Origin of the sequence: Bradyrhizobium sp. SBR1B (assembly GCF_014198205.1) — a bacterium.
In the GTDB taxonomy this organism is placed as follows: Bacteria; Pseudomonadota; Alphaproteobacteria; order Rhizobiales; family Xanthobacteraceae; genus Bradyrhizobium.
Window position 1 is genome coordinate 58858 of record NZ_JACIHC010000003.1, and the last position, 23951, is coordinate 82808.

Below are 23951 nucleotides of genomic sequence, written 5' to 3' on the forward strand. Positions count from 1 at the left end.
ATCAGCGTTGACGGAAACGCTGGGCTGCCCCGCGATGCCAGAAGTCGTTTCAGGAGGCGTTCGCCCAAGCCCGGAGCTGTCGGCCGCACCGCGAGGAACGAAAGCGGTTTCAAAGGTGCCGCGGAGCGCCCGGGATCTATCTGACCACAACTATTCGACGGGCGCTTAAAGGGGGGACCACGACAGTTTGGCTTCGGCCCAAATCCGCCTGAGGCTCGGCATCACTCCCCTGCGCAGCAATCCACCAACAGCTCCCAGATCCGCTGCGCCTCGCGTCTCTCGTGGCTCTCCGGCACCTTCTCGGCGCCGGACTGACCATAGCCGGCGATGGCGCGCGCTTCACGCGGCACGATCCACCGTTCCGAGATCGGGTCGTACCATTTTCCGATGTTTACCTCAGTCACGGCGATCGACTCACAAATTTTCCAACGGCCGAGCGACGCGCCTCCCGCGGCCCCATGCGAGCCATTCGGCGACGCGTCGCTCAGTTTACCAATCAGCGGCGCGTACGATCGTTCCACCCGCTGCATCATCCCGGCCGGGCCGGATGAAGCGTGCGCGGATGGCGCTCGTGCAGTAGCCGTGCAAGCTCCTCGCGCTCGCTCTCGCGTCCCTTCATGGCGGACTCGAACAGCGCTTCCTGGATGTCGCGAGGCATGTCGCCCCACACGTCCATCGCCGCGCGTCCGAGCAAGCCAGCAAGATGATCAATTCCATCGCTCATTCGGCTCTCCCGATCTGCACACCGGAATGGAACAGCTGCGGCCGCGCAGCGTTCCAGTGTCATCATTGTGAAAAGGAGACGTCTTTTATGGGATTCTTCACTAAGGACATCAAATCGATGGAAGACCTGCTGCTGCACGGGCTGCAGGACATCTATTACGCGGAGCAGCAGATCCTGAAGGCGCTGCCGAAGATGATCGACAAGGCGACCAACAGGGATCTCGCCGCCGGCCTGAAGGCTCATCTGGACGAGACCAACAAGCAGGTCGAACGGCTCGACAAGGTGTTCGCCAAGCTCGGCAAGGAGCCCAGCGGCACGCAGTGTTCGGCCATCGACGGCCTGATCGAGGAAGCCGACGCGACCGCCGGCGAGATCGAGGACAAGTCCGTGCTCGATGCCGCGATCGTAGCCAACGCGCAGGCCGTGGAGCACTACGAGATTTGCCGCTACGGCACGTTGATCGCCTGGGCGGAAGAGCTCGGCCACGACGACATCGTGCGCTTCCTCACGACCAATTTGAACGAAGAGAAGGCGGCCAACACCAAGCTGAACACGGTGGCGCTCCGCAAGGGAGTCAACGCCAAGGCGTCCAACGCCGCCTGATCGATCTGCTGACCAGGACGTGGCGGCCCGGCCCCCGGCGCCGCCACGATTCTTGCGCTGCACTCTCAACGTCGCCGACGCTGACGAGGCGCGTCCAATCAGATGAACGGCTTCCCGCCGGTGACGGCCAACGTGGCCCCCGAGGTGTAGCTCGAGAGCGGATCGGCCAGCATGACGTAGGCGGTTGCGAGCTCGGCCGGCTGGCCGGCGCGCTGCATCGGGACCTGCTTGCCGAAATTCTTGACCCTTTCCTCCGACATCGTCGAGGGGATCAGCGGCGTCCAGATCGGACCTGGAGCGACGGCGTTGACCCGAATGCCCTTCTCGGCGAGCATCTGGGCCAGCCCACCCGTGAAATTCTGGATGGCGCCCTTGGTCGTGGCATAGGCCAGCAAGGTCGGGTTGGGCATATCCGAGTTCACCGACGCCGTGTTGATGATCGCAGCTCCCGGCTTCATATGAGGGACCGCAGCCTTGGTCAGATAGAACATGGCGTGGATGTTGGTCGCGAACGTGCGCTGCCACTCCTCGTCGCTGATGTCGGCGATGTCCTTGAACGTGGCCTGATGGGCCGCATTGTTGACGAGGATATCGATGCCGCCGAGCTCGTCGACGGTGCGACGCACGATGCCGCGGCAGTGCTCGGGATTGCTGATGTCGCCGGGAATCAGGACGACCTTGCGTCCGGCCTGCTCCACCAGCGCCTTGACCTCGGCTGCATCCTCGTCCTCGTTCAAATAGGAGATGACGATGTCGGCGCCCTCTCGGGCATAGGCGATCGCGACCGCACGGCCGATGCCGCTGTCGCCTCCGGTGATCAGCGCCTTTTTCCCGGCCAGGCGTCCGGCGCCCTTGTAACTCTCCTCGCCATGATCGGGACGTGGATTCATCGCACGCGTCGAACCGGGCATCGGCTGCTGTTGCGAAGGATAAGGCGGCTTGGGGTATTCGATCATGGACAACTCCAGCGATTTGCTCCGCTAACGGACCCCCGCCGGAAGCGTTCCTGTGACCGCCTGTTGCACCGCGAAACCATTTGCGCCGCACCATTCAAAAATGAGACTGCCCGTCAAACCAAAGGGGGCGCCAACGCATGCACCGCATCCGACTTCGGTTAGCTTTCCCATCAAAGCCGCGGGCCGAGAGCCACGCGGCGACAAAAGACGAACACACAGGGAGGAGCACAATGTCGAAATGCAGTGTGGGACTGCTCGCGCTGAGCAGCTTGTTTCTTTCAAGCGCAGCGATCGCCCAGGAAAAGATCAAGGTGGGCGTAACCGCAACCCTCGAAGGCACGTACACGGTGCTCGGCGAGGACGGCATGCGCGGCCACCAGACGGCCCTCAACGTCCTGGGCAAGAAGGTCGGCGACAAGGAACTCGAATTCATCGTCGCCTCGACCGACGCGACGCCGGACAGCGCGGTACGCGCCGTGCGCAAGCTGATCGAGCAGGACAAAGTGCAGATCCTGCTCTCGCCGCTCTCCGGCGACGAGGGCATCGCGGTGAAGAACTTTGCGAAAACCCATCCCGAGCTGACCTTCATCAACGCGGCCTCCGGCGCGCAGGAGACGACCTATGTCGATCCCGCCCCGAACTTCTTCCGCTACAACATGGACGGCGCGCAGTGGCAGGTCGGCCTCGGCAAATATGCCTATGAGGAAAAGAAGTATCGCAAGATCGCAACCGTGGGCGAGGACTATTCGTTCATCTACACGCAGGTATTCGGCCTCGTGCTCGAGTTCTGCGGCGCCGGTGGACAGGTCACCAACCGGCAATGGGTGCCACTCGGCACCAAGGATTTCGCCTCGGTGATCGCCGCACTGCCCGACGATGTCGACGCGATCTATCTCGGGCTTGGCGGCGCCGATGCCGTCAACTTCCTCAACCAGTACCAGCAGGCCGGCGGCAAGGCGCATCTGATGGGCGGTTCCATCATGATCGACCAGACCATCCTGTCGTCGAAGGGCAACGCCAAGAACGCCCTGGTCGGCACCATCGCGGCGAGCGGCCAGGCCGATACCTGGGAGGATCCGGGCTGGCAGAAATTCGTGAAGGCCTATCAGGACGCTTTCCCGCCCAACAAACGCTTCCCGAGCCCGTCGCTGCTCGCCACCAACTATTATGACTCGACCATGGCGCTGATCCTGGCGCTGCGTCAGGTCAATGGCGATCTCTCCAACAACCAGGCCAAGTACAAGGAAGCCCTCGCCAAGATCGAGATCGACGCGCCGAACGGCAAGATCAAGCTCGACTCCAACCGCCAGGCGATCGGCACCAACTTCGTCACCGAGGTTGTCGATGACGGCAAGGGCGCGCTGTTCAGCAAGGTCGTGAAGGTGATCCCGAACGTGAACCAGACCCTCGGCTACGACCCGGCCGTATTCTCCAAGATCGGGCTGCCGAGCCGCACCGTGCCGGAATGTAAGAAATACTGACGCATCACCCCTGCGATGCGCAACGCGGGGAGCGACTTGCTGACGCGGTCGCTCTCCGCTCTTGCAATCTCGTCGGCGTTGTTGAACGCTGAGCGAAAAGACAAGAACATTCGGGAGGGGAAGGCATGAGCCGTGCGCTCGCCGTCTTCCACGGCCGGTTCGGCCGGGCGACGGTTTATCAGTTGAACCGCCCTTTCAATATTCACGCCCATCGTGAAGGTCATCTGATTTTCCATGTTGGCGGCATGCCCGCATGCATCGACGTCTCCGACGGACACCACGATCTCAACGAGACGTCCGTCGTCGCGGTCAATCCCTGGGAGCCGCACAATTTCCTGCCCGCCGATCTCGACGGCGGCGCGATCTTCTTCGTGCTCTATGTCAACGCCGAATGGTTTGCACCCGATGCCTCCGGCACCCACCGGATGCGTTTCGGCCGCACCCAGTTCCGGCGCACGCCGGCGCTGGACAAGCACATCAGGCGGACGGCCGCGCTCGTGTGCGGCGCACCATCGCTCTCCAGCCTGGATTCCGAGCTGCGGCGGCTGATCGACATCTGCTACGACGAAAGCTGGCAGCAGGCCGAGATCGCGCGCGATCCACGCGCAAACGGCTCCGTCACCGATTTCCGCGTGCGCAAATGCATCAAGATGATGTCGGAGAGCCCCGGCGCCGAGATCGAGCTCGATACGATCGCGCGGGAATCAGGACTGTCGCGACCGCATTTCTACCGGCTGTTCCGCGTCCAGACCGGCGTGACGCCGAACCTCTATCTCAACACGCTGATCATGGAACATGCGCTCGAAGCGCTGGTGGCGAGCGAGACGCCGATCGCCGATATCGGCTTCGATCTCGGCTTCTCGTCGCAGAGCGGCTTCACCCGCTTCTTCGCCGCCAATGTGGGAATGGCCCCGACCGATTATCGTCGCGCGGCCAAGATTTTGCGCGCCTGAGCGGGCCACGAAAAGATACTCACAATCAAACGTCGTCCTCGCAGCCCCGCTAGGATGCGGGCAACGCGATCCCGAAAGAGGGTCGCGACCGACGGGAGCGCACGTTCATGGCGAGGCTAGCGGCCGGCGCAAGGCTGCCTGACCTGTATTTGGTGGACCTTCGGGATGCGCCCTGGCCAAGCGGGTGGCGCACATGAGCCGCTTTGTCGAACGCCACCCGGCCTGGGCGCTGATCTCGATCATTGCCATTGCCATCGCGCTCTGGCTGGTCTTCGCGGTCTGGCCGCCCGGCCTCGAAGAAGCCATCGGCCGCAAGCGCGTCTTCCTCAACGCGGTCTTCAACGGCATCACGCTCGGCGGACTCTACTTCCTCGTCGCCAGCGGCTTCACGCTGATCTTCGGCCTGATGCGCAACGTCAACCTCGCGCACGGCTCGCTCTATCTGTTCGGCGGCTATGTCGGCTACGCCATCAGCACGGCGACCGGCTCCTGGCTGCTCAGCTTCATCGTCGCCTTCATCCTCACCGCCCTGGTCGGTGTCCTGCTCCAGTTGATCGTATTCCGCCGGATGGAGGGCCAGGACCTCAGGCAGACCATGGTGACGATCGGGCTCTCGATCGTGTTCGCCGATCTCATGCTGTGGGCCTGTGGCGGCGACTTTTACCAGATCCAGACGCCGAACTGGCTGATCGGCCCCATCGAGCTGCCGCTGGTCACGGCGATCAAATCATCGGGCGAGCCGGTCTATCTCCGGTATCCCCTGGTGCGGCTGGTGATCTTCGCCGCCTCCGTCGTGATCGGCGTGGCGATGTGGCTCGCGCTCAATCGCACCCGCGCCGGCATGATCATCCGCGCTGGCGTCGACGACCGCGATATCCTCGCCGCGACCGGGGTGCGCATCCAGCTCGTCTTCGTCGCGGTGTTCGCGTTCGGTGCGGGACTTGCGGGCATTGCCGGCGTCGTCGGCGGCACCTTCCAATCATTATCCCCGGGCGAGGACATCCGCTTCCTGCTCGCCTCCCTCGTCGTCGTGATCGTGGGCGGCATGGGCTCGATCCCCGGCGCGGCGCTGGGCGCGCTGATCATCGGCCTCGCCGAGCAGCTCGGCTCGGTCTACATCCCGACCTATGCCATCGTCGTGACCTTCCTGATCATGGTGCTGGTGCTGGCGATCCGGCCGCAAGGCCTGTTGGCGAGGCGCTGACATGTCGCTCACCCACGATGCCCGCGTTGCCGTTCGCCCCGCCGATGTCGCGCAGCGCCCGGCGCGGACATGGCCGGAGATCAACAATCCCGCCGCCTGGATCGTCGCGATCATTCTCCTGATCATGCCGCTGATCGCGAGCGGCTTCTTCCTGATCGAGATCTTCGCGACCACGCTGATCCTCGGCATCATGGCGCTCAGCCTGATGTTCCTCGCCGGCTATGGCGGCATGGTCAGCCTGATGCAGCTCACGATCGCGGGTTTCTCGGCCTACATGGTCGCCGTGTTCGGCGTCAGCGGCAACGCCAATATCAGCCTGGGCTGGCCGTGGTGGCTCGCGGTGCCCATGGCGCTGGCGCTGGCGACCGCGTTCGGCACGCTCGGCGGTGCGCTCGCGGTGCGCACTGAAGGCATCTACACCATCATGATCACGCTCGCGATTGGAGCTGCCTTCTATTATTTCACCAACCAGAACTGGGCGATCTTCAACGGCCATACCGGCATCAACACCGTGGCCACGCCGCACTTCTGGGGCGTGAACTGGCGCGCCGACATTCCCTTCTATTATGTCGTGCTCGCGGTTGCCGCGCTCTGCTACTTCGCCGTCGAATATATCTCGCGTGCCCCCTTCGGCCTTGCGCTGCAGGGCGTACGCGATAATCCGCGCCGCATGGCGGCGCTCGGCTTCAACGTCAATGCGCACCGTGTCGCCGCCTATGCCTTCGCCTCCTTCGTGGCCGCACTTGCCGGCGTGCTCCAGGTCTGGAACTACCGCCAGATCTCGCCGGGCTCGGTCAGTGTCGGGGCCTGCATCGACGTGCTGATCATCGCCGTCGTCGGCGGCATCACGCGTCCGATCGGCCCCTTCATCGGCGCGCTGATCTTCGTGCTGCTGCGCACCTTCGCGCTCGACTTCCTGGTCAGGCTCGGCCTCGACGGCAACCGCTTCCGGCTACTGATCGGGCTCGGGTTCCTCGCCATCGTGTTCTGGTCCTCGGACGGCGTCATCGGCCTATGGCAGCGCTGGCGCCAGAGCCAACGCCCCCGCACCGACCGCCAAAACGGAGGACGCGGTCATGGATAGCGTCGCGCAGCGCCTCTCGGCCGTCGGTGCCGGTGCCGCGCTGGAGCTGCGCGGCGTGACAAGGCTGTTTGGCGCGCTCGCGGCGCTGACCGACGTCACCATCACCGTGCGCCCCGGCGAACGCCGCGCCGTGCTCGGCTCCAACGGCGCCGGCAAGACCACGCTGTTCAACTGCATCACCGGCGACTTCGCGCCCTCCTCCGGCACCATCCGCTTCTTCGGCGAGGACGTCACCCACTTCCCGCCCTATGAACGCATCCGCCGCGGGCTGCGCCGGACCTACCAGATCTCAGCGTTGTTCCCCGGCCTCACCGTGCAGGACAATGTCTATCTCGCCTGCCGCGGCGTCTCGCGCGGACGGTTCTCGTTTCTGCGGCCGGGACAAAACGATGCCCTGATGCATGCGGCCGACAACCTCGTCCAGGCCGTGCATCTGGCCGCCGTAAAGGACCAGCGCGTGGCCGAGCTCGCGCACGGTCAGCAGCGCCAGCTCGAGATCGCGCTCGCGCTCGCCGGCGCCCCGCGCTTCGTCCTGTTCGACGAGCCGGCCGCGGGCCTGTCCCCCACCGAGCGGGCCGAGCTGATCGAGATCCTGACCTCGCTGCCGGCGCATATCGGCTACATCATCATCGAGCACGACATGGACGTCGCCTTGCGCGTCGTCGAGAGCGTCACGATGATGCACAACGGCCGCATCTTCAAGGAAGGCCTGCCGGAAGAGATCCAGTCCGACCCCGAGGTGCAGGAGCTTTATCTCGGAGGCGGCCATGAATGAGGCCCGCCGCTCCGCCGCCGCGCTCGAGGTCCGCGGGCTCGACGTCTATTACGGCCACTCGCACGCCCTGCAGGGCGTCGACCTGACGCTGGAGAGCGGCGTGTTCTCCGTCGTCGGCCGCAACGGCATGGGCAAGACCACGCTGTGCAAGGCGATCATGGGGCTGGTCGGCGTCAGCGGCGGGTCGATCCGTGTCCGCGGCGAGGACATCACGCGGCGGCCCTCCGCCCAGATCGCCCGGCTCGGCGTCGGCTACGTGCCGCAGGGACGCCGCCTGTGGCGTTCGCTCAGCGTCGACGAGCATTTGCGGCTGGCCGGCGGCATGCGTTCCGGCGCATGGACGGTCGAGCGCATCTACGACACCTTCCCGCGCCTCGCCGAGCGCAAAGATCACGGCGGTGGCCAGCTCTCGGGCGGCGAGCAGCAGATGCTGGCGATCTCGCGCGCGCTGCTCACCAATCCGCATTTGTTGATCATGGACGAGCCGACCGAGGGACTTGCGCCTGTCATCGTGGCGCAGGTCGAGGAGATGCTGCTGCGGCTCGGTGAGGACGGCGACATGTCCGTGCTGGTGATCGAGCAGAACATCGGCGTCGCCACCGCTGTCTCGCGCAACGTCGCGATCATGGTCAATGGCCGCATCAATCGCATCATCGACTCCGCGCGGCTCGCCGCCGACCGCGAGCTCCAGCAACGCCTGCTCGGCGTCGGGCTTCACGCCGAGCTCGAGCCGGATATCGAGATCCCCGCATCCGGCCCGGACGCTAAACCGGCGCCGGCGCCGCGCCGCGACGGGCCGATCCGCATTTACGTCTCCAACCCAACGCTGCCGACGCGATGGTCGCAGCCGGTGCCGATCGCCCGCATCGAGGCGGCGGCGCGCACACTCTCGACCCAGGTCGCGCGGCTCGACGAGACCGCGCGGCGCAAGCGCGAGCCGATGGCGGCGCAGACCGCCGGCCCGCCCGTCGTGCTGGTCGTCGGCACGCTCGACACCAAGGGCCTCGAGCTGCGCTTCATCCGCGACATCATCGCCGAAACCGGCCTGCGCACGCGGCTGGTCGACGTCTCGACCAGTGGCAAGCATTCCAGCTGCGATGTCTCCGCGCAGGAGATCGCGCTCAACCACGGCCGCGGCGGTGCCGCGGTGTTCGGCCCCGACCGCGGCGCTGCCGTGACCGCGATGGCCGACGCGTTCGCCAGCTGGCTGCGGCGCCAGGGCAATGTCGCCGGCGTGATCTCGGCCGGCGGCTCGGGCGCGGCGTCGCTGGTTGCCCCGGGCATGCGCGCGCTTCCCGTCGGCGTGCCGAAGCTGATCATCTCCTCCGTCGCCTCCGGCGAGGTCGGGCCCTATGTCGGTTCGGCCGACATCACGATGATGCACTCGGTCACCGACGTGCAGGGGCTGAACTCGATCTCGCGCGCGGTGCTCGCCAACGGTGCCAATGCGCTCGCCGGCATGGTCAAGGCGCGGCTGGATGTGCGGGCCGCGACGGCACGGGAGGCCGGCGGCCTGCCGTCGGTCGGCATCACCATGTTCGGCGTGACGACGCCGGCGGTGCAGAAGATCGCTGCCGAGCTGCGCGACGATTTCGAGTGCCTGGTCTTCCATGCCACCGGCGTCGGCGGCCGCTCCATGGAGAAACTCGTCGAATCCGGCCAGCTCGCCGGCGTCATCGACCTCACCACGACGGAGGTCTGCGATCTCCTGATGGGCGGCGTGTTTCCTGCAACCGAGGATCGCTTCGGTGCGATCATCCGCACGCGCGTCCCCTATGTCGGCTCGGTCGGCGCGCTCGACATGGTCAATTTCGGCGCGCCCGACACCATTCCCGAGCGCTACCGCGGCCGCAAATTCCACGTCCACAATCCGCAGGTGACGTTGATGCGGACGAGCGTGGAAGAGAACGAGCGCATCGGCCGGTGGATCGGCGAGCGCCTCAACCAGATGGACGGCCCGGTGCGGTTCTTCCTGCCCGAGGGCGGCGTCTCCGCACTCGATGCGCGGGGCCAGCCGTTCTGGGATCCGGACGCCGATGCCGCGCTGTTCCGCACGCTGGAGCGCACCGTGCGGCAGACCGGCAATCGGCAGCTCATCCGCACGCCCAAGAACATCAACGATCCCGACTTCGCCGCCGCCATCGTCGGTGCGTTCCGAACCCTGTTCGGTCGCACCGGCGCGCGGCGGAGACTAGCGAGGTAAGCGATGCCAAGGTTTGAACGCGCAGCACTCCTGAGGCGGTTCCGCGAGATGGCGAAGCGCGGCGAGCCGATCGTCGGCGGCGGCGCCGGCACCGGGCTGTCAGCCAAATGCGAGGAGGCCGGCGGCGTCGATCTTATCGTGATCTACAATTCCGGACGCTACCGCATGGCCGGTCGCGGCTCGCTCGCGGGCCTGATGGCTTACGGCGACGCCAACGCCATCGTGCTGGACATGGCCGGCGAGGTGCTGCCCGTAGTCACGAAGACGCCGGTGCTCGCGGGCGTCAACGGCACCGATCCCTTCCGCGACATGGACGCGTTTCTCGACCAGCTGAAGGCGCTTGGCTTCGCCGGCGTGCAGAACTTTCCGACCGTCGGCCTGATCGACGGCACCTTCCGCGCCAATCTCGAAGAGACCGGGATGTCCTACGCGCTCGAGATCGACATGATCGCCAAGGCCCACGACAAGGACATGCTGACGACGCCCTATGTGTTCAGCGAGAAGGAAGCGGCCGCGATGGCGATCGCCGGCGCCGACATCGTCGTCTGCCACATGGGGCTGACGACCGGCGGCACGATCGGCGCGCAGACCGCATTGAGGCTGAAGGACTGTCCGGCGCAGATCGACACCTGGGCCTCCGCCGCGCTCAGCGTCAACCCTGATATCCTGGTGCTGGCGCATGGCGGCCCGATCGCTGATCCCGCCGATGCCGATTTCATCATGAAGAACACCCGCCATTGCCACGGCTTCTACGGGGCCTCCTCGATGGAGCGGCTTCCCGTGGAGCGGGCGCTGACGGAGCAGGTACGTCAATTCAAGGCGATCGGCGCGCGGTAACGCCTGAAGGTTCGAGGGAGGAAAAGATGTCGGGGATGTTGGTCGGTGAATTGATCCTCTGGCTGATCGTCGCGGTCGTCGTGATCGTGGTCGGCGTCTATATTGTGAACTGGCTCTACCATCGCTCCTCCAAGGAGACCTCGTTCGTCCGGACCGGCTTCCTCGGCGAACGCGTGGTGATCAATGGCGGCGCGTTCGTGCTGCCGTTCATCCACGATTACACGCCCGTCAACATGAACGTGCTGCCGATGGGCATCGTCCGCTCCAGGCAGGACGCCGTGATCACCCGCGACCGCATGCGCGTCGACATCGAAGCCGATTTCTATGTCCGGGTGCAGCCGACCCGCGAGGCCGTCTCGATCGCGGCTGCCACGCTCGGCCGCCGCACCATGGAGCCCGGGCAGCTCCATGCGCTGCTGGCCGGCAAGTTCATCTCCGCGATCCGTTCGGTCGCCTCCGAGATGACCATGGAGGAGATGCACGAGCGGCGCGGCGACTATGTCGTGCGGGTCAAGACCAACGCGGCCGAAGCCCTCGCCCAGAACGGCCTCGAGCTCGAATCGGTCGCCATCACCGATCTCGACCAGACCGATCTCGAATTCTTCAACCCGTCGAACCGGTTCGACGCCGAAGGCCTGACCCAGCTGATGCAGGACATCGAGGCCAAGCGGAAGCTGCGCAACGACATCGAGCAGGATTCGATGATCAAGATCCGGGCGCGCAATCTGGAGGCCGAGCGGCAGGCGCTGGAGATCGAGCGCGAGAGCGAGACAGCACGCCTGGAGCAGGAACGCGACATCGAGATGCGACGTGCGCTTCAGCGCACGGAAGTGGCCCGCGAACGGGCGCTGCGCGAAACCGAGGCCGAGCAGGCGCAGATCTCCGCGCGCGAGGCCATCGAGCGCGCCCGCATCGCCAACGACCAGGCGATCGCGGAAGCCCGCATCGCCTCGGAGCGCGAAACCCGCCAGAAGGAGATCGAGCGGACCCGCACCATCGAGGAGAAGGAGCTGCTGGCGCGCGAGGAGATCGAGAAGACCAGGATCGCCAACCAGCGCTCGATCGACACCACCCGCATCGCATCCGAGCGCGACGTGCGCCAGCGCGAGATCGAGCGGATGCGCACGGTCGAGGAAGCAGAGATCGCGGCCCGTGAAGCCATCGAGAAGGCGCGGATCCAGCAGGACCGCGTCGTCACCGACGCCCGCATCGCCAACGAGGAGGAAACCAGGCGCCGCGAGATCGAGCGCACGCGTGCCGTCGACGAGGCCGAGATCGCCGCCCGTGAGGCGACCGAGAAGGCCCGCATCGCCCAGACGCTGATCGTCAATGTCGAGCGCATCTCTTCCGACGAGCGCACCCGCGCGCTGGAGATCCAGCAGGTGCGCACCATCCAGGAGGCCGAGATCGAGGCCCAGCGCGCGGTCGAGGCCGCCCGCATCGCCCGCGAGCGGACGCTCGCCGCCGAGCGCATTGCCGCCGAGCAGAACACGCGGCAGCTGGAGATCGAGCGCAACCAGGCGCTCGACGTCGCCGGCATTGCGGCGCGCGAGACCACGGAGGCCAGCCGGATCGCCCAGGAGGAGCGCGTGCGCTCACTGGAGATCGCCCGCAACCGCGCCGTCGAGGAGGCCGACATCGCCTCGCGCGAGGCGATCGAGGCGGCCCGCATCGCCCAGGAGAAGGCGGTCGCGGCCGAGCGGATCCAGGCCGAGCGCGACACCCGTTCGCTCGAAATCGAGCGCACCGGCGTGCTGGAGGCGGCCGAGCTCAAGCGGCGCGACGCCATCGAGCGCCAGCGCATCACGGTCGACCTGGCGCTCGAGGCCGAGCGCATCAACTCCTCCAAGAAGCGCGAAGTGCTCAACATCGAGCAGAAGAAGGCGATCGAGATCGCCGACGAGGACCGCGTCATCGCGCTGTCGACCAAGAAGTCCGAGCGGATCGATGCCGACCGCCAGGTCCGGCAGGCCGAGATCGTCGCGCGCAAGGAGGTCGAGACCACCGACGTCTCGCGCGAGCAAGCGCTGGAGGCCGCCCGCATCGAGCGCCGCCGCGCCATCGAGCAGCTCGAGGTCGCCCGCGTCCAGTCGCTGCAGGAGGCCGAGATCGCCTCCCGCGAGGAGGTCGAGCGCGCGCGCATTGCATCCGATCGCGGCCTCGACGAAGCCCGCGTCGGCCGTGAGCGCGAGCTGCGCAAGCTCGAGGTCAACCGCGAAAAGGATGTCGAGACGGTGCTGATGGAAAAGGCCATCGCCATCCATCAGAAATCGCTGGAAGAGTCCGCGGCTCGCGCCGCCGCCGAGGAAGCGCGGATGCGCGCGACCGAAGCCACTGAGCGCGTCATCACCGCGCGCGAGAGCGAGATCGCCAAACGGCGCAAGACGGTCGAGGTGCTGCTCGCAGAGAAGCAGGCCGAGGAGACCCGGATCGCCGCGGAAGCTGAGCGCGTGCGCGCGGCCGTCGAGGCGGAAGCGCAGCGGATGCTGAATGAGGCCGAGAACGTGCTGACCGATCAGGCGCGCTACTCGCTGTTCCGCCGCAAGCTGCTCGACCGGATCGAGGGCATCGTCCGCGAGAGCGTCAAGCCGATGGAGAAGATCGAGGGCATCCGCATCCTCCAGGTAGACGGCCTCAACGGCAACGGCCATGGTGGCAATGGCGGCCGCAGCGCCACCGACGAGGTGATCGATTCCGCCCTGCGCTACCGCGTCCAGGCACCGCTGATCGATTCCATCCTTTCCGACATCGGCGTCGAAGGCGGCAGCCTCGCCAAGATGCCGGGCCTGATCCGCGAAGCCCGCGACATGCAGGGCATCAAGGACTCCGCCCGCAAGAGCGGTGGTGGCGGAGGTGGCGGCGACAAGCCGGCGGCCGCCCCGCCCGCGGCCGAGGGCGGCGAGCCGCCGGCCGAGCGCGGGCCGCGGAAGAAGAGCTGAGGTCGCGCCATGGCCCGCGTCTACGTCTCCACTGTCGTCAATGCCCGCAACGACCGCGTCTGGGCGCGGGTGCGCGATTTCAACGGCCTGCCGAACTGGCATCCGGCCATCGCCGAAAGCCGCATCGAGGGCGGCGAGCCCGCCGACAAGATCGGTTGCGTCAGGGATTTCCGCCTGCGCAACGGCGACCGCATCCGCGAGAAGCTGCTCGGCCTCTCCGACTACGACATGTTCTGCACCTATTCGATCCTGGAATCTCCGATGGGTGTCGAGAACTATGTCGCAACCCTGCGGCTGACCCCCGTCACCGACGGCGACCAGACCTTCATGGAATGGACCGCCGAATTCGATTGCGCGCCGGAGCGTGAGACCGAGCTCGTCAGCAATATCGGCGGCGGCGTGTTCCAGGGCGGATTTGATGCGCTCAAGCGCGTGTTCGGAGGCTGACCGTGCCGCATGTCGTCAAGAGCACGATCCTGGACGCACCGACCGATGCGGTGTGGACCGTGCTGCGCGATTTCAACGGCCATGATCGCTGGCATCCGGTTGTCGCGACGTCCTCGATCGAGCGCGCGCAGTCTTCCGACAAGATCGGTTGCATCAGGCGGTTCAAGCTCAACGACGGTTCCGAGCTGCGCGAGCAATTGCTGGCGCTGTCGGACCTGGAACAGTCCTTCAGCTATTGCCTGCTCGATACGCCGGTGCCGATGTTCAACTACGTCGCCCATGTCCGGCTGCTGCCGGTCACCGACGGCGACCGCACCTTCTGGCACTGGGAATCCCGCTTCACCACCAAGCCGGAAGATCGCGACCGCATCACCCACATGGTCGCGGAAGACATTTACCAGGCCGGGTTCGAGGCAATCCGCCGGCATCTGAGGGAGGCCGCATAGTCATGGCCGTGACAGTGAAGACGTTTGCAAGCGCCAGCGAGGCGGCGGGGGCGCTGTCCTCGGACCGCACCGCGCGGTATCTCGGCGGCGGCACGCTGGTGATGCGCGCGCTGAACGAAGGCGATGTCGCGATCTCGACCGTGGTCCGCGCCCAGGACCAGGCGCTGACCCGGATCGACGCGTCGGGGCCGCGCATCACGCTCGGCGCCGGCGTCACCTTCGCGCGCATCCTTGCCGAACGAGACCTTGCCTTCCTGCACGCGCCCGCCCGTTCGATCGGCGGTCCCGCCGTGCGCAACATGGGCACGGTCGGCGGCAATCTTTTCGCGCCGAGTCCTTACGGCGATTTCACCGTGGCGCTGCTGGCGCTCGACGCGACCGTCGCCGTCGCGGGCGGCTTTGGCGCGCGCGACATCCCGATCGAAGAGTTCCTGCAGGCGCGCGAACGGCAGGCCGGAACATTGGTGCTGTCGGTCTCCTGCACCCGGCCGGCGAGCAGCGACGCGTTCCGCTACCGCAAGATCGCGCGCATCAAGCCGAAGGGCGGCTCGATCGTCACACTCGCGGCGCATCTGCCGATCAGCGGCGGACGGATTGCGGGCGCCCGGATCGCGCTGGGATCGATGGCGCCGACCCAGATCCGCGCCCGTGCCGCCGAGCGCGCGCTGGAGGGCCGCTCGCTCGATGCCGCGACCATCGCGGCCGCCGCATCCGCGGCGACCGAGGGAACATCGCCATCCGACAACGCGCTCGGCAGCGCCTGGTATCGCCGCGAGATCGTCGGCGTGCATCTGCGGCGCCTGCTGTCAGGCCAGGAATAGATCGCCATGTCAAAAATCCCCCTGCAGTTTCGTCACAACGGCCGCGATGTCGCGATCTTCGTCGACGGCGGCACCAATCTCCTGGTGGCGCTGCGTGAGCTGATCGGCGACATGACGCCGAAATTCGGCTGCGGCCAGGGCGGCTGCGGCACTTGCAGTGTGTTGATCGACGGCGAGCTTCATCTCTCCTGTCTGACGCTGGCAGAGACGGTGGCCGGCCGCTCGATCGAGACGCTCGACGGCATGAAGCAGGGCCCGAACCTGCACCCGCTGCAGCGCGCCTTCGCCGACCATTTCGCGGCCCAGTGCGGCTATTGTACGCCGGGGATGCTGATGGCCGCCAAGGCGCTGCTCGACCGCAATCCCTCGCCGAGCCGCGACGAGGTCATTGAGGCCATCTCCGGCAACATCTGCCGCTGCACCGGCTATGAGCCGATCATCAATGCCATCCTTGCCGCCGCGAGCGGCCGGGTCAGCGCCTGAGGTAGATCATGCTGGAACTGCGCAAGGACATCTTCGCCGACGAGCGCGACGATAACTTAAAAGAAATCGGCAAGGGCACCCAGCGTCAGGACATGCTCGGCCATGTCACGGGCACGTCGAGCTACTTCAACGATCACAAGCTGCAAGGCATGCTGCACCTGAAGGTCGTACGCTCGACGCAGGCCCATGCAAGGATCCGCCGCATCGATACCACCGAGGCCGAACGTTCGGCCGGTGTACGCCGGATCATTCGCGGCACCGATGTGCCGGTCAATCTCAACACGCTTCTCAGCCTGATCAATTTCGGCAGGGATGACGAGCCGTCGCTGGCGGTCGACAAGGTCCGCTACAAGGGCGAGCCGATCCTCGCCATCGTCGCCGACAGCGAGCGCGAGGCGTTCGAGGCCATCGCAAAGGTCAAGGTCGATTACGAGCCACTCCCGGCTGTGTTCGACGTCGAGGACGCTCTGAAGCCTGGCGCGCCCGTGGTCAACGAGACCTATCCGAAGAACGCCTTCATCTATCACGACGTCTACGACCACCAGCGCCTGCGCTTCGGCGATGCCGACGCGGCGCTCGCGAGCGCCGACCACGTGCTGGAGCAGCGCTACCAGATGTCGCCGATCGAGCACGCGCCCACCGAGACCAACGGCGCCATTGCGGCGCCCGACACCAACGGCCGTTACGTCGTCTACACCTCGACCCAGGCGTTGTTCTTCTCGGTCGATACCTGCGCCAAGATTTTGGACGTGCCCTCCAACACGTTCCACTTCATCGGCGGCACCGTCGGCGGCGGCTTCGGCGGCAAGGTCGACACCTTGACCGAGCCGCTCGCCATCCTCGGCGCCATGCTGACGGGACGGCCCGTCCGCTACGTGTTCGGGCGCGAGGAGGAGATGCAGTACGGCCCGCCGCGCGGGGCTGAACGCATTTACATCAAGGACGGCGTCATGCGCGACGGCCGCATCGTCGCGCGCAAGATCCGCGCGTTTTTCGACAGCGGCGCCTATACGCGGCTGTCGAGCTACGCCGCCGTGAAATGCGCCGCGCATCTGCCGGGCCCCTACACCATCCCGAACGTCTATGGCGACGTCTATTGCGTCTTCACCAATCGCACGCCCGCGACCGCGATGCGCGGCTTCGGCGTCACCGCGATGGACTTTGCGATCGAATGCCAGATGGACAAGCTCGCGAACCTCGTCGGCATGGACCCGATGGAGTTTCGCATCCTCAACGCCTATCGCGACGGCGACATGAAGGCGCACCGGCGCGAGGCCAAGAACACCGCGCTGATCGAATGCGTTCAGGTCGCTGCCGAAAAGGCCAAATGGCCGATCCGCGACGAGTTCAAGCGTGCCTCCTCGCGCAAGGACGGCGGCGGCGGCCGCGCCGCGATCCCGCCGACGCCAACGGAGTCGCGTGTGCGTCCGGCTGCGCCTGCACAGCAGCGCACGAGCTATGACCGCGCGCCGGTGACCGCGACACGGGAGCCGCCGCGCGATCCGCCCCCGCCGGCACCGCCGCCTCCCCCACCGCGCCCGGCCGCGCCATCGCATGGCGCAACACGGTTCTCATCCGTGTTCGGCACCAGGAGACGCTGACATGACCAGGCATCGCGGACGCGGCATGGCGTCGATCAACTATCCCATCGGCATGAACCTTGGCGGCGATCCAAGCCAGGCCCTGGTTCACTCCAATCCCAGCGGCAAGTTCACGGTGGCGCTGTCGTCGATCGACCTCGGCCAGGGCATGAAGTCGGTGACGCGGCAGATCTGCGCCGAGACGCTGGGCGTGCCGGTCGAGGACGTCTATGTCGACACGGCGGATTCCGACACCGGCCCGCATTGCATGGGCTCGTTCGCCTCGCGCGGCACCCACCGGGTCGGCAACGCCGTGATGGCCGCGGCGCGAGAGGCCCGCGGGGTGATGATGGAGGCGGCAGCCGAGGAGCTCGAGGTCAATGCCGCCGATCTCGAAACCGACGGCCGCGGCAATATCCACGTCAAGGGCGCGCCGCATCGCTCGATCTCGACCAAGGATGTCGCGATTGTCGCGCAGTTCAAGCAGGGCAAGACCATTTCGGGCCGCGGCATCTTTCTCGTCCCGCTCTCCAACGTCGATCCGGAGACCGGCGAGATGTCGCCGGCCACATGCTACGCCCATGCCTGTCTCGTCGCGGAAGTCGAGGTCGACGACGAGACCGGCGATGTCGCGATGGTGCGCATGGATTCCGCCTATGAGCTCGGTCGCGCGCTGAACCCCCGTCTGGTCGAGCAGCAGCTGGTCGGCGGCGCCTGGATGGGCGTCAGCCACGCGCTCTACGAAACCCCGGAGCCCTATTATCCCGATCCCGTTCACGGCCCGCGCGACTTCGTCGAATACCTGATGCCCGGCCCCGGCGACATCTGCCCGCACGATATCGCCGTGCTGGAACGGCCCGCTCCCGACGGTCCGTTCGGCGCCAAGGGCCCCGGCGAGATGTGCGCCAATCCGGTGCTGCCGGCCGTCGCGAATGCGATCTTCAACGCCGTCGGCGTACGCATCGACGACCTGCCGATCACGCCCGAAAAGGTGTTGCGCGCAATCAAGGCCCAGGGCGGCGCGCGGCCGCAGGCGCGGCGCTAGAGGATCGGTCGTGGCGGTTCGCAGCAACATCGTCGGCATCGACAGTCCGGAGGCGCTGGAGAGAGCGCTTCGGGCGGCCTATTACCTTGCCGACGAAGGCCTTGCGACATCAGCCTATCTCGGCCTCGCGCTCGGCAAGCCGCTGCTGCTCGAAGGCGCGCCGGGCGTCGGCAAGACGGAAGCCGCCAAGGCGATCGCCGCCGTGCTCGGCCGGCGCCTGATCCGCCTGCAATGCTACGAGGGCATCGACGCCTCCGCCGCACTCTATGAGTGGAATTATCCGCGCCAGATGCTGGCGATCCGCCAGGCCGGCGACGAGAGCATCGACATCTATGGCGAGACCTTCCTGATCGAGCGGCCAATGCTTGCCGCGCTCCGCGCGCCCGATTCCACCGTGCTGCTGATCGACGAGATCGACCGCGCCGACCAGGAGTTCGAGGCCTTCCTGCTCGAATTCCTCTCCGACTTCCAGATCTCGATTCCCGAGCGCGGCACGGTGCGCGCGGCCGAACGCCCTGTGGTCGTGCTGACCTCGAACCGGACGCGCGATCTGCATGAGGCTCTGCGCCGGCGCTGCGTCTACCACTGGATCGACTATCCGACCGCCGAGCGCGAGGCGCGGATCATCATGATGCGCGCCTCCAGCGTCGCCGAGGCCACCGCCCGCGCCGTCGTCGCAGCCGTGGAGAAGTTGCGGCGCGAGCCCCTGAGCAAGGCGCCCGGCATTGCCGAGGCCGTCGATTGGGCCGAGGCCGCGACGCTCCTGCACAAGGGCGGCGCGCGCTGGCCGGACGCGTTCAAGCGCTCGATCGGCGTGGCGCTGAAGGACGAAGAGGATCTGCATTTCATCTCGCCGCGGCTCGATGCCATGCTCGCGGAGGCGACCGCATGAACCCCAAGCCGCAGCTTCCGCGCGCCGCGCGCATCTTCGTCGCGTTCGTCCCGCTGCTGCGCGCGAACGGCTTTGCGGTGGCGCCGGAGCAGACCACGACGTTCCTCGCCGCGATCGAGCTGCTCGGCCCGCGCGACATCGAGCACGTCAGGCAGGCCGCCCTGGCGACGCTGGCTCCGCCGCCCGAACGCCGCGCGACCTTCGACCGGCTGTTCGATCTCCACTTCCGCGGCAGCGAGGCCATCGCACGAGACGACGAGGGCGAGGATGACGAGACAGTCCGCCTCCAGGAGGAGGGCCGCGGCGACGAGGCGCCCCTGCTCTCCGACGAGACCAACGAGTCAGGCCTCGCCGCGAGCCGAAGCGAGGCGCTGGTCGAGCGCCACTTTCGGATGACCTCAACCGCCGACGCCCTACGCCGCCTGGCGCGCGAGGCACCGCGCCGCCTGCCGCGACGGCGCGGCCATCGCCGCATGCGCGCACGTCGCGGATCGTTTGCCGATCTCCGCCGCACTTTACGCGACTCTGTCCGCAGCGACGGCGAGATCCTGCGGCTCCGTCACATGAAGCGGCGCCAGCGTCCGCGCAAGATGCTGCTGCTGATCGACGTCTCCGGCTCGATGAAGAGCCGCACCGAGGAGAACATGAAGCTCGCGCATGCACTGGTGCAGGCCGCGCCTGGTGTCGAGGTCTTCACCTTCGGCACGCGGCTGACCCGCATCACCCGCCCGTTGCGGCTGAAGCGCCGCGAGCAGGCCATGAACGCCGCCGCGCACCTGGTCAGCGACTGGGACGGCGGCACCCGCATCGGCGACGCGCTCCAGGCCTTCCTCGCCGTGCCCCGCTTCGGCGGCTATGCGCGCGGCGCCGCGGTGGTGATCGTTTCCGATGGACTCGAGCGTGGGGAGACCGATGCACTTCGCGACGCCGTCGCGAAATTGTCGCGGCGGGCCTGGCGCTTGAGCTGGCTGACGCCGCTGGCGACAAGCCCCGGCTTCCGCCCGCAGACCGAAGCGCTCGTCGCCATCGAGCGCTTCGTCGATGACCTCGTGGATGGCGGTTCGAGCGCGTCGATCGTCGCGCATATTCTGGCGTTGGGACGAAGGAGAGCGGCGTGACCGATATTGTCGACGGCCATCATCACATCTGGCGGCAGGCCGACCTGCCCTGGCTGATCGGCCCCATGCAGCCGCGCATCTTCGGACCTTACGAGCCGATCCGGCGCGACTACCCGATCCAGGAATATCTCGACGACCTCAAGGGTACCGGCGTCACGCGCTCGGTCTATGTGCAGACCAACTGGGCCAACGACCGCTTCGAGGACGAGGCCGCCTGGGTGCAGCAGACTGCGGACGAACACGCCTGGCCGCACGCGATCGTCGCCTATGCCAATTTCGCCGTGGACGACGTGCGTCCGCAGCTCGACCGCCTGAAGCGTTACAAGCTGGTGCGCGGCGTGCGCATGCAGCTGCACTGGCACGAGAACCCGCTGTACCGCTTTGCGGCCCGGGTGGATCTCTGCGCCGATCCGATGATCCGCCGCAACGTCGCGCGTCTCGCCGATTATGGCTGGAGCTTCGATTTGCAGGTGTTCACCCCGCAGATGCCGGACGCCGCAGCGCTGGCCGAGGCCTGCCCCGACGTGACCTTCATCCTTCAGCATGCCGGCATGCTGGAGGATCTCTCGCCGGCAGGCCGCGCCGCCTGGCGCGGCGGCATGGCCCGGCTCGCGGCCTGCCCGAACGTGGTCTCAAAGCTCTCCGGGCTTGGCACTTTCATCCATCGCAACGATCCCGCACACATCGCTGCCGTACTCGCGGATACCGTCGCGATCTTCGGCGCCGAGCGCTGCCTGTTCGGCTCCAATTTCCCGATCGAGAAATTGTGGACCAGCTATCGCGAGCTCGTCGGCGCCTTTCGCACGGCCGCGGCGCCGTTCAGCGCGGAGCAGCAGGACGCCATCTTCAGGACGACGGCGACGCGCGTCTACCGGCTTTGACCGACAAGAATCAGATGAGGGAGGGCAACGAATGGCGCTGGAGATCAAGATCCTGGACTATGGCGATATCGAGCTGGAATCGAGCTTTCTGGTTCTCGGCCGCGACTGCGGTCGCACCCGCCGCGTCCTCACCCTCGGCTTCCTGATCCTCGGGGGGAAATATCCGGTCGTGGTCGACACCGGCTACCGCTCCAACCAGATCATGGAGACGCTGGGCATGCGCGGCCTGCAGTACCACGAGAACATGATCGAGAACCAGCTCGCGCGCCACGGCGTGCGCATGGGCGACGTCCGCTTCGTCTGCCACACCCATCTGCACATCGACCATGCCGGCAAGGACGATCTGTTTCCGATGAACACGACCGTCGTGCTCAACCGCAAGGAGCTCGAATATTCCGTCTCCGGCCTGATGCATCCGCAGTATCCGGCGCCCGACATCAAGCACCTGATCGACCGGCTGCACACCAAGAGCGCGCTGCGCTTCCTCGACCTCGAGATCACCGGTCCGATCGAGCTGATGCCCGGCGTCTATTGCGACGCCGCCAATGCGCATACCGAGGGCTCGATGAACGTCATCGTCGAGACGGCCGACGGGATTGCGACCATCTGCGGCGACGTGATCTACGATTTCAACGACCAGATCGTGACGCCCTTCAACGAGATCCACGATTGGGAGCCGCGCACGACGGGCAACCACGGCACCAGCAAGCGCGCCGAGAAGGCCTCGATCAAGAAGCTGCTGAGCAATTCGCGCTATCTGCTGCCGGTGCACGACCGTCCCGCCAAGATCGAAGGCGGCAACGTCGTCGGGCGCCTGCACGATCAGGTCCCCGGACCGATCGTGCAGTCCCTGCCCGCACGCAACTGGTTCCCGGCTTGAGATGATCTTGGGGATCGACCGATGACGCACGTCACCTTGCGAAGCGAATTCGAAACCCTGATCGACCCCTATGCGCCGGTCGCGCAGGTCGGCACCGGCTTTGACTTCACGGAGGGGCCGATCTGGCATCCGGTCGATCACTATCTGCTGTTCTCGGACATGCCGGGTGACGTGCGCCGGCGCTGGGATGCGCGGCGCGGCGTGGTCGAGGTCAAGCGTCCCTCGAACAAGTGCAACGGCATGACCTATGATGCCGAGCTCAATCTGATCGTCTGCGAGCACGCGACCTCGTCGCTGATCCGCGAGCGGCCGGATGGGCGGCGCGAGGTGCTGGCTTCGCACTTCCAGGGCCAGGAGCTGAACAGCCCGAACGACGTCTGCGTGCACTCCTCCGGCGCGATCTATTTCTCTGACCCCTGGTACGGCCGCATGCCGGTCTATGGCGTCGAGCGGCCGCGTCAGCTCGGCTTCCAGGGCGTCTATCGCCTCGTGCCCGGCGGTGAGCCGAAGCTCGTGGTCGAGCGCAATCTGTTCGACCAGCCGAACGGGCTGTGCTTCTCGCCGGACGAGAAGCTGCTCTATGTCAACGACACCGTGCAGGCGCTGGTCCGCGTCTTCGACGTCAATGCCGACGGCTCGCTGTCGAATGCGCGGGTGTTCGCAAGCGGCATCCGCTCCGAGCTCGAGGCCGGCCTGCCCGACGGCATGAAGTGCGACCAGCACGGCAATGTCTGGGTCACCGCGCCCGGCGGGGTCTGGGTCTATTCGCCGCGCGGCGAGCTGCTCGGCAAGGTCCGGGTGCCCGAGATGGTCGCCAACCTCGCCTGGGGCGGGCCGGATTTCCGCACGCTGTATTTGACCTCGACGCATTCGGTCTACGGCATTCCGACCAAGGTCGGCCCGCGGCACGAGCCTTATATGAGCGGCCGGCGAAGTAACGGCGGCGCGGCGGCAAGCACCTCGCCGGCGGCACCTATCCTCGCGGACGGCGACATGCGGCTTGATCCGCAGCGCTGTGCCATGATCATCCAGGATTTGCAGAACGACGTCATCATGGATGGCGGCGCCTTCGCCGAGTCGGGCGCTCCCGGGCATGCGAAGCAGCAGCACGTCGTCGAGAATGTCCGCCGTCTCGCGGAGACCGCGCGGGCACGGGGCGTTGCGATCATTCATGTCTGGTTCGTCGTCGAGCCGGGCGCGCCCGGCGTCACGCTGAACGCACCGCTGTTCGAAGGCCTCGTCGACAGCAAGGCGATGGTGCGCGGAAGCTGGGGCGCGGCGCCCGTCTCCGGCCTCGAACCCCGGCCTGGCGATTTCGTCGTCAAGAAGATGCGGATGAGCGCGTGGGAGGGCACTCGGCTGGAGACGATCCTCAAGGCGACCGGGCGCGACATGATCATCAACACCGGCGCCTGGACCAACATGTCGGTCGAGCACACCGCCCGCACCGGGGCGGACAAGGGCTACTTCATGATCGTCCCCGAAGATTGCTGCTCGACCATGAACGCCGACTGGCACCACGCGTCGATCAATTTCGCCATGCAGAACGTCGCGATCGTCACGAGGGCAGATGCCGTCATCAGGGCGTTGGGATGAGCG

The 23951-nt window shown here is 66.5% G+C and carries 24 protein-coding genes; 20 read left to right on the plus strand and 4 right to left on the minus strand.

Annotated elements, in window-relative coordinates; translation table 11 throughout:
- Positions 1 to 221 precede the first annotated feature (221 nt).
- A complete protein-coding gene (locus tag GGD61_RS40210; RefSeq protein WP_210311043.1) occupies positions 222 to 533 on the minus strand; it encodes a hypothetical protein in 312 nt (103 codons plus the stop codon).
- Positions 530 to 724 carry a hypothetical protein gene (locus GGD61_RS08560; protein WP_018318056.1) on the minus strand — a complete coding sequence of 65 codons (195 nt, stop codon included), beginning with the start codon at positions 722 to 724 and terminating at the stop codon, positions 530 to 532. Before GGD61_RS08560 ends, GGD61_RS40210 begins: the two co-directional genes overlap by 4 nt.
- Positions 725 to 811: 87 nt before the next feature.
- Between GGD61_RS08560 and GGD61_RS08565 the strand changes: the two genes are divergently transcribed.
- Positions 812 to 1327, plus strand: a complete 516-nt coding sequence (locus GGD61_RS08565) for a ferritin-like domain-containing protein (protein ID WP_092253124.1) — start codon at positions 812 to 814, stop codon at positions 1325 to 1327.
- Positions 1328 to 1425: 98 nt separating this feature from the next.
- On the opposite strand, the gene GGD61_RS08570 is transcribed toward GGD61_RS08565, so the two are convergent.
- The gene (locus tag GGD61_RS08570) at positions 1426 to 2283 is read right to left on the minus strand and encodes an SDR family oxidoreductase (RefSeq protein ID WP_092253126.1); all 858 of its coding nucleotides are present in this window, start codon (positions 2281 to 2283) and stop codon (positions 1426 to 1428) included.
- A gap of 230 nt (positions 2284 to 2513) precedes the next feature.
- Here GGD61_RS08570 and GGD61_RS08575 point away from each other — a divergent pair, with 230 nt between their 5' ends.
- Positions 2514 to 3764, plus strand: coding sequence for an ABC transporter substrate-binding protein (locus GGD61_RS08575; protein ID WP_018318059.1), 1251 nt, complete (start codon positions 2514 to 2516; stop codon positions 3762 to 3764).
- Here the strand turns inward: GGD61_RS08575 and GGD61_RS08580 are convergent.
- On the minus strand, positions 3695 to 3988 hold the full coding sequence (locus tag GGD61_RS08580; protein ID WP_183230735.1) for a hypothetical protein: 294 nt from the start codon (positions 3986 to 3988) through the stop codon (positions 3695 to 3697). The genes GGD61_RS08575 and GGD61_RS08580 overlap by 70 nt on opposite strands.
- Here GGD61_RS08580 and GGD61_RS08585 point away from each other — a divergent pair.
- The 18 genes from GGD61_RS08585 to GGD61_RS08670 all read left to right on the plus strand — a co-directional run bounded on the left by GGD61_RS08585 (position 3890) and on the right by GGD61_RS08670 (position 23948).
- Complete coding sequence (locus GGD61_RS08585) at positions 3890 to 4717, plus strand: AraC family transcriptional regulator (RefSeq protein WP_018318060.1); 828 nt, start codon at positions 3890 to 3892, stop codon at positions 4715 to 4717. The genes GGD61_RS08580 and GGD61_RS08585 overlap by 99 nt on opposite strands.
- Before the next feature lie 193 nt (positions 4718 to 4910).
- Positions 4911 to 5921, plus strand: coding sequence for a branched-chain amino acid ABC transporter permease (locus GGD61_RS08590; RefSeq protein WP_092253950.1), 1011 nt, complete (start codon positions 4911 to 4913; stop codon positions 5919 to 5921).
- Between the two features lies 1 nt (position 5922).
- A complete protein-coding gene (locus tag GGD61_RS08595) occupies positions 5923 to 7005 on the plus strand; it encodes a branched-chain amino acid ABC transporter permease (protein ID WP_092253128.1) in 1083 nt (360 codons plus the stop codon).
- Positions 6998 to 7780, plus strand: a complete 783-nt coding sequence (locus tag GGD61_RS08600; protein ID WP_018318063.1) for an ABC transporter ATP-binding protein — start codon at positions 6998 to 7000, stop codon at positions 7778 to 7780. The genes GGD61_RS08595 and GGD61_RS08600 overlap by 8 nt, the downstream gene beginning before the upstream one ends.
- Complete coding sequence (locus GGD61_RS08605) at positions 7773 to 9983, plus strand: ABC transporter permease (RefSeq protein ID WP_092253130.1); 2211 nt, start codon at positions 7773 to 7775, stop codon at positions 9981 to 9983. Before GGD61_RS08600 ends, GGD61_RS08605 begins: the two co-directional genes overlap by 8 nt.
- A 3-nt stretch (positions 9984 to 9986) precedes the next feature.
- The gene (locus GGD61_RS08610) at positions 9987 to 10820 is read left to right on the plus strand and encodes a phosphoenolpyruvate hydrolase family protein (protein ID WP_092253132.1); all 834 of its coding nucleotides are present in this window, start codon (positions 9987 to 9989) and stop codon (positions 10818 to 10820) included.
- A 26-nt stretch (positions 10821 to 10846) separates the two neighbouring features.
- Positions 10847 to 13759, plus strand: a complete 2913-nt coding sequence (locus tag GGD61_RS08615; RefSeq protein WP_018318066.1) for a flotillin family protein — start codon at positions 10847 to 10849, stop codon at positions 13757 to 13759.
- A 9-nt stretch (positions 13760 to 13768) separates the two neighbouring features.
- Positions 13769 to 14206 carry an SRPBCC family protein gene (locus GGD61_RS08620; RefSeq protein WP_018318067.1) on the plus strand — a complete coding sequence of 146 codons (438 nt, stop codon included), beginning with the start codon at positions 13769 to 13771 and terminating at the stop codon, positions 14204 to 14206.
- A gap of 2 nt (positions 14207 to 14208) precedes the next feature.
- Positions 14209 to 14652 (plus strand): SRPBCC family protein, encoded by a 444-nt coding sequence (locus tag GGD61_RS08625; RefSeq protein WP_092253134.1) that lies wholly within the window; start codon positions 14209 to 14211, stop codon positions 14650 to 14652.
- A gap of 2 nt (positions 14653 to 14654) precedes the next feature.
- Positions 14655 to 15473 carry a xanthine dehydrogenase family protein subunit M gene (locus GGD61_RS08630; RefSeq protein ID WP_183230532.1) on the plus strand — a complete coding sequence of 273 codons (819 nt, stop codon included), beginning with the start codon at positions 14655 to 14657 and terminating at the stop codon, positions 15471 to 15473.
- 6 nt (positions 15474 to 15479) lie between these two features.
- Positions 15480 to 15956, plus strand: coding sequence for a (2Fe-2S)-binding protein (locus GGD61_RS08635; protein WP_028143768.1), 477 nt, complete (start codon positions 15480 to 15482; stop codon positions 15954 to 15956).
- Positions 15957 to 15964: 8 nt separating this feature from the next.
- A complete protein-coding gene (locus GGD61_RS08640) occupies positions 15965 to 17557 on the plus strand; it encodes a xanthine dehydrogenase family protein molybdopterin-binding subunit (protein WP_092253138.1) in 1593 nt (530 codons plus the stop codon).
- Between the two features lies 1 nt (position 17558).
- Complete coding sequence (locus GGD61_RS08645) at positions 17559 to 18581, plus strand: xanthine dehydrogenase family protein molybdopterin-binding subunit (protein ID WP_183230533.1); 1023 nt, start codon at positions 17559 to 17561, stop codon at positions 18579 to 18581.
- 10 nt (positions 18582 to 18591) lie between these two features.
- The gene (locus tag GGD61_RS08650) at positions 18592 to 19473 is read left to right on the plus strand and encodes a MoxR family ATPase (RefSeq protein WP_018318073.1); all 882 of its coding nucleotides are present in this window, start codon (positions 18592 to 18594) and stop codon (positions 19471 to 19473) included.
- Positions 19470 to 20591, plus strand: a complete 1122-nt coding sequence (locus GGD61_RS08655) for a VWA domain-containing protein (RefSeq protein WP_092253140.1) — start codon at positions 19470 to 19472, stop codon at positions 20589 to 20591. Before GGD61_RS08650 ends, GGD61_RS08655 begins: the two co-directional genes overlap by 4 nt.
- Positions 20588 to 21472, plus strand: coding sequence for an amidohydrolase (locus tag GGD61_RS08660; protein ID WP_092253142.1), 885 nt, complete (start codon positions 20588 to 20590; stop codon positions 21470 to 21472). Before GGD61_RS08655 ends, GGD61_RS08660 begins: the two co-directional genes overlap by 4 nt.
- Before the next feature lie 31 nt (positions 21473 to 21503).
- Positions 21504 to 22352 (plus strand): N-acyl homoserine lactonase family protein, encoded by an 849-nt coding sequence (locus tag GGD61_RS08665; protein ID WP_018318076.1) that lies wholly within the window; start codon positions 21504 to 21506, stop codon positions 22350 to 22352.
- A 21-nt stretch (positions 22353 to 22373) separates the two neighbouring features.
- Entirely contained in the window at positions 22374 to 23948 is a 1575-nt protein-coding gene (locus GGD61_RS08670; protein WP_183230534.1) for an isochorismatase family protein, read from the plus strand.
- Positions 23949 to 23951 lie beyond the last annotated feature (3 nt).

Coding starts and splice junctions, on each gene's coding strand:
- GGD61_RS40210 (WP_210311043.1), bottom strand. CDS start 533: ATGATGCAGCGGGTGGAACGATCGTACGCGCCGCTGATTGGTAAACTG.
- GGD61_RS08560 (WP_018318056.1), bottom strand. CDS start 724: ATGAGCGATGGAATTGATCATCTTGCTGGCTTGCTCGGACGCGCGGCG.
- GGD61_RS08565 (WP_092253124.1), top strand. CDS start 812: ATGGGATTCTTCACTAAGGACATCAAATCGATGGAAGACCTGCTGCTG.
- GGD61_RS08570 (WP_092253126.1), bottom strand. CDS start 2,283: ATGATCGAATACCCCAAGCCGCCTTATCCTTCGCAACAGCAGCCGATG.
- GGD61_RS08575 (WP_018318059.1), top strand. CDS start 2,514: ATGTCGAAATGCAGTGTGGGACTGCTCGCGCTGAGCAGCTTGTTTCTT.
- GGD61_RS08585 (WP_018318060.1), top strand. CDS start 3,890: ATGAGCCGTGCGCTCGCCGTCTTCCACGGCCGGTTCGGCCGGGCGACG.
- GGD61_RS08580 (WP_183230735.1), bottom strand. CDS start 3,988: ATGACCTTCACGATGGGCGTGAATATTGAAAGGGCGGTTCAACTGATA.
- GGD61_RS08590 (WP_092253950.1), top strand. CDS start 4,911: ATGAGCCGCTTTGTCGAACGCCACCCGGCCTGGGCGCTGATCTCGATC.
- GGD61_RS08595 (WP_092253128.1), top strand. CDS start 5,923: ATGTCGCTCACCCACGATGCCCGCGTTGCCGTTCGCCCCGCCGATGTC.
- GGD61_RS08600 (WP_018318063.1), top strand. CDS start 6,998: ATGGATAGCGTCGCGCAGCGCCTCTCGGCCGTCGGTGCCGGTGCCGCG.
- GGD61_RS08605 (WP_092253130.1), top strand. CDS start 7,773: ATGAATGAGGCCCGCCGCTCCGCCGCCGCGCTCGAGGTCCGCGGGCTC.
- GGD61_RS08610 (WP_092253132.1), top strand. CDS start 9,987: ATGCCAAGGTTTGAACGCGCAGCACTCCTGAGGCGGTTCCGCGAGATG.
- GGD61_RS08615 (WP_018318066.1), top strand. CDS start 10,847: ATGTCGGGGATGTTGGTCGGTGAATTGATCCTCTGGCTGATCGTCGCG.
- GGD61_RS08620 (WP_018318067.1), top strand. CDS start 13,769: ATGGCCCGCGTCTACGTCTCCACTGTCGTCAATGCCCGCAACGACCGC.
- GGD61_RS08630 (WP_183230532.1), top strand. CDS start 14,655: ATGGCCGTGACAGTGAAGACGTTTGCAAGCGCCAGCGAGGCGGCGGGG.
- GGD61_RS08635 (WP_028143768.1), top strand. CDS start 15,480: ATGTCAAAAATCCCCCTGCAGTTTCGTCACAACGGCCGCGATGTCGCG.
- GGD61_RS08640 (WP_092253138.1), top strand. CDS start 15,965: ATGCTGGAACTGCGCAAGGACATCTTCGCCGACGAGCGCGACGATAAC.
- GGD61_RS08645 (WP_183230533.1), top strand. CDS start 17,559: ATGACCAGGCATCGCGGACGCGGCATGGCGTCGATCAACTATCCCATC.
- GGD61_RS08655 (WP_092253140.1), top strand. CDS start 19,470: ATGAACCCCAAGCCGCAGCTTCCGCGCGCCGCGCGCATCTTCGTCGCG.
- GGD61_RS08665 (WP_018318076.1), top strand. CDS start 21,504: ATGGCGCTGGAGATCAAGATCCTGGACTATGGCGATATCGAGCTGGAA.
- GGD61_RS08670 (WP_183230534.1), top strand. CDS start 22,374: ATGACGCACGTCACCTTGCGAAGCGAATTCGAAACCCTGATCGACCCC.